Source organism: Flavobacterium sp. LB2P53, from assembly GCF_003970305.1.
Taxonomy (GTDB): Bacteria; Bacteroidota; Bacteroidia; order Flavobacteriales; family Flavobacteriaceae; genus Flavobacterium.
In genome coordinates this window covers 1-3845 of sequence record NZ_RYDG01000020.1, presented here as the reverse complement: position 1 = coordinate 3845, position 3845 = coordinate 1, and the positions used below count along the sequence as shown (strand labels likewise).

At 32.8% G+C, this 3845-nt stretch carries 6 protein-coding genes; all 6 read left to right on the top strand.

Annotation, left to right across the window (positions count from 1 at the left end):
- The first annotated feature begins 308 nt into the window (after window positions 1-308).
- Window positions 309-662 (top strand): JAB-like toxin 1 domain-containing protein, encoded by a 354-nt coding sequence (locus EKL95_RS14805; protein WP_126564539.1) that lies wholly within the window; start codon window positions 309-311, stop codon window positions 660-662.
- A gap of 20 nt (window positions 663-682) precedes the next feature.
- Complete coding sequence (locus tag EKL95_RS14800; protein WP_126564538.1) at window positions 683-1165, top strand: hypothetical protein; 483 nt, start codon at window positions 683-685, stop codon at window positions 1163-1165.
- A 296-nt stretch (window positions 1166-1461) separates the two neighbouring features.
- Window positions 1462-2244: an RHS repeat domain-containing protein gene (locus EKL95_RS14795; protein ID WP_126564537.1), complete on the top strand. Its 783-nt coding sequence runs from the start codon at window positions 1462-1464 to the stop codon at window positions 2242-2244.
- Window positions 2238-2699 (top strand): JAB-like toxin 1 domain-containing protein, encoded by a 462-nt coding sequence (locus EKL95_RS14790; RefSeq protein WP_126564536.1) that lies wholly within the window; start codon window positions 2238-2240, stop codon window positions 2697-2699. The genes EKL95_RS14795 and EKL95_RS14790 overlap by 7 nt, the downstream gene beginning before the upstream one ends.
- Window positions 2641-3180 carry a hypothetical protein gene (locus tag EKL95_RS14785; RefSeq protein WP_126564535.1) on the top strand — a complete coding sequence of 180 codons (540 nt, stop codon included), beginning with the start codon at window positions 2641-2643 and terminating at the stop codon, window positions 3178-3180. Before EKL95_RS14790 ends, EKL95_RS14785 begins: the two co-directional genes overlap by 59 nt.
- 490 nt (window positions 3181-3670) lie before the next feature.
- Window positions 3671-3817, top strand: coding sequence for a hypothetical protein (locus EKL95_RS14985; RefSeq protein ID WP_158614869.1), 147 nt, complete (start codon window positions 3671-3673; stop codon window positions 3815-3817).
- Window positions 3818-3845: the final 28 nt, after the last annotated feature.

Sequence of the window (3845 nt, the reverse complement as noted above, 5' to 3'; positions counted from 1 at the left end):
TGTCGTCGCCTTTCTTTATTTGAACCCCAGTCTGAAAAGACTGGGGTTCTTTTGTTTATAGATACCACGTGTTCGCCCTGCGGGCTGGTTCGTCGCCTTTCTTTGAAAACCCCTATTCCGATAGGAATAGGGGTTTTTTGCTGCAACAAGAGATAGTGACGGGAATCTTAAAAAAGATGAAAATGCAGATTCAATTACTGTTGAGAAAGGTATTTTAGATACTATTGAAAATACGCAATTTACTAATTCATTAACAGGAGACAGAACAGATGTTCATTTGGTTGATGCTAGTAAGATGACGAATTCTAATGGAGTTATTTGAATTTGTATCAAATAATTCCATTAATGAATTTTCATTAACTAAATTTGAAAATGGAGCAAATATTATTTGTACAAGTTTTAAAGAAAGCTCAGAACTTAGTTTAAATATTAGTGCGTCGAGGAATAGTAGTAACATAAATTCGTATGAGCACTCTCATCCTATGGATTTTGATGGTCTTTATCCTTCTCCAGCTGATATTCAAACAGCAGGTAAGTTTAAGGCAGATGCCAATTTAAGAATTTATGCTCCTCTTCTTAAGCAATATAAAAATTATGACACAAATTCTCCAAGTTTTGAACTAAAAGAAGTGGTAATTCCAGCAAGAAAATCAAAAAAGTAAATTAAAAAATAATAAACATCATGAAGTTATTAAATATATTATGTCTGTTTTTCGCATTTAACAATTTTTGTTATTCACAAAGCGAAGCATCAGAAAAAATTCATACATCTGGAATTATCTTTTTAAATGATTCACATCTGAAATCTACAATAAAAGGAATCATGAAAAAAGACAGCCTTTGCCAAACAAAAAGTGTTCAGTGGAGCATTGAGATTATGAAAAATGATATGATATTAATCACCAAATATAGCCTTGAAAATTTTATAGCTTCAAAAGGAATTAAAAACATTTATACAACTATAATAGATGACAAATTTTTATTTCTTTCCAATAAAGAAAATATTGATGGCGTTTTTATTAAATCAGGATATTCTGTTGATTTAGCTTCTTTTATAGACAAAGGAAATTTTTCTACTATTGATTATTCTTTTTGGGTTATCCAGAAGAAAGATGGTAAAAAATATAAAATAATTAAAGAAAAAAAATATGCTTGCAATAATTAAGTGAACATTGATATAACAAAGGACAAAAACAACCTTCGGGCTGACCAAAATCAAAAAAGCCATTCTATAACGGAGTGGTTTTTACTTTTTATAGCTAATGTTAAGCAAATATCGGTACCTGCTCCGCAAAGTGTTCCTCGCTAATGCTGCGCAAACGTCTCTGACTTTGCGCCCACAACAACGAGTATTTACAATGATAGAAACATAAAGCCACTCAAGAAGAGTGGTTTTCTAATAAAAGACCATACCTCAGCTGCTGACACAAGTATAGATTATACTTAGACAGCAATGGCAACATGATAACCGATACCAACAAGAACATTGGCGCCATAACTTACAACTATCTAAATTTACCCACGAAAGTTACCATAGCAGGGCAAAACATTAATTATGTCTATGATGCTACAGGGGTAAAACAGAAAAAAATAGTTAACGGTATCACTACCGATTATGCAGAAGGATTCATTTATGAAGATGGAAATATGAAATTCTTCTCTCAACCTGAAGGGTACGTAGCCAATAATGGAGGAACTTTTTCATATATTTACCAGTATAAAGATCATTTAGGAAACATAAGATTGAGTTACAATGATGTTAGCACCACAAATACTCCATCGTTGAAAATTGTAGAAGAAAATAACTATTATCCTTTCGGTCTTAAGCATAAAGGGTATAATAATGTGGTAAATGGGCCTGAACACAAGTATAAGTATAACGGAAAAGAGCTCCAAGACGAACTATCGCTGAACTTCTACGACTATGGAGCTAGAAATTATGACCCTGCTTTAGGACGTTGGATGAACATTGACCCGTTGGCGGAAGTTTCTAGAAGATGGTCGCCTTATGTCTATGCTTATAATAATCCAATATATTTTATTGACCCAGATGGAATGTTTGCAACATTTGGAGTAAATTCCAATGGAGATATTAATAAAATTGATGATAAGAAGTATTATGATAAAAACGGAAAAGAGGTAGATAAACTTATTGCTGTCGATGATAAAGGTGCAATAACAGGAACCAATAGTGCTGGAGATTTAAATGATAAAATAGTGTCGAAGTTAAAAAAGGATTGTTAGACAACATAAAAAAAGGCACTGATGCTAGGGGTGTTAAATATGATTTTATTAAAACTGATAATAACACTAAATCAAAAGACTTATTTGAATTTTTGGCTATTAATACAGATGTTGAATGGGGCAAAGTTGATGTTGATAATAAAAGTTGGATTTCGAAAGAGACAGAGCCTAATGATATAAGAGAGTCAGGAAGTGCAGATATTTTGGGTAAAAGATTATATGAGGGCATAGGAAAATCTTACACACACACTCATAGTCATACAATTAAAAGATTTCCTGGTTATGTAGGACCTTCTGGGTTCAACAAAAATTCACCAACATATGGAGAAGGAGATAATTTATTGCCACAATGGAAAGAGGATTATTATCATTCAAAAAATGTAAAATTTAAAGTTTATGAAACTACTACACAGAAATACATCGATTACAACAGTAAAGGGATTATTAAGAAGTAAAACAGCTCTTTTGTGCTTCATAAGTGTTTTTTTTTATAATTGCAAAGCTCAGGAATTTACAAATGAAAATTTAAAGCATTTACAATCCACTCACCAAATTAAAAACGGATTAATAAATGATTTATTAACTAGATTAGATAATAAAAAAGGCCTTTTTAATAGTAAAGCAGATTGTGTTTATTTGAAATTTAAAAAGAAAAGTGAAAATTATTTTATAATTTATGCAAGTTATCTAACATTTTATGACTGCAAAATTCTTGACTATAATAGTAAGGATAAACTTAAAGGGTATATTAATTATAATGATAAAACAATTTTTCTCTATAGAGATATAGATAGTATGTTTTTTATTAAAAACAACCTTAAGGTTGAAAATGTGATGAAATCATCTTATAAAGTTGATAAACTTCATCCTCCAGTAGTTATTGATATTAATTATTTAGAGTTTTTCATAAAAGATGATGTTTTAATGGAAAAATGACCCAGCTGGTCCGAGCGGAAATAATCGCAACGGCTAGCGCGATGCCTCTGGCTCGTGCCCACAAAGAAAATCAATAACAAAAGCCACTTCATTACGGAGTGGCTTTTGGTTTTTAAACCCCGCTCCGCAAAGTGTGCCTCGATAATGCTGCGCAATAGTCTCTGACTTTGCTCTGCTGCGCAAAGTGTTCCTCGCTAATGCTGCGCAAACGTCTCTGACTTTGCGCCCGCTACAACAAGGATTTACAATAATAAGAACAGAAAGCCACCTGAAAAGAGTGCTTTTTTGTTTTTTACAAACTAGAAACAAAGCTTGCTGCGCAAAGTGTTCCTCGCTAATGCTGCGCAAACGTCTCTGACTTTGCGCCCACAACAACGAGTATTTACAATGATAGAAACATAAAGCCACTCAAGAAGAGTGGTTTTCTAATAAAAGACCATACCCCAGCTGCTGACACAAGTATAAATTATACTTAGACAGCAATGGCAACATGATAACCGATACCAACAAGAACATTGGCGCCATCGCTTACAACTATCTAAATTTACCCACGCAAGCAACCATAGAAGGGCCCAGCTGGCGCGAGCACAATGTCATTAAGTTAAGGAATTTTATATTGCATCTTTTTGATTTTTAAGCACTAAAGGTCGAATTCGATTTCTATA

Bases quoted from the DNA above. Each gene is read 5' to 3' on its own strand.
- EKL95_RS14805 (WP_126564539.1), top strand. From the start codon at position 309: ATGGAGTTATTTGAATTTGTATCAAATAATTCCATTAATGAATTTTCA.
- EKL95_RS14800 (WP_126564538.1), top strand. From the start codon at position 683: ATGAAGTTATTAAATATATTATGTCTGTTTTTCGCATTTAACAATTTT.
- EKL95_RS14795 (WP_126564537.1), top strand. From the start codon at position 1,462: ATGATAACCGATACCAACAAGAACATTGGCGCCATAACTTACAACTAT.
- EKL95_RS14785 (WP_126564535.1), top strand. From the start codon at position 2,641: ATGAAACTACTACACAGAAATACATCGATTACAACAGTAAAGGGATTA.
- EKL95_RS14985 (WP_158614869.1), top strand. From the start codon at position 3,671: ATGATAACCGATACCAACAAGAACATTGGCGCCATCGCTTACAACTAT.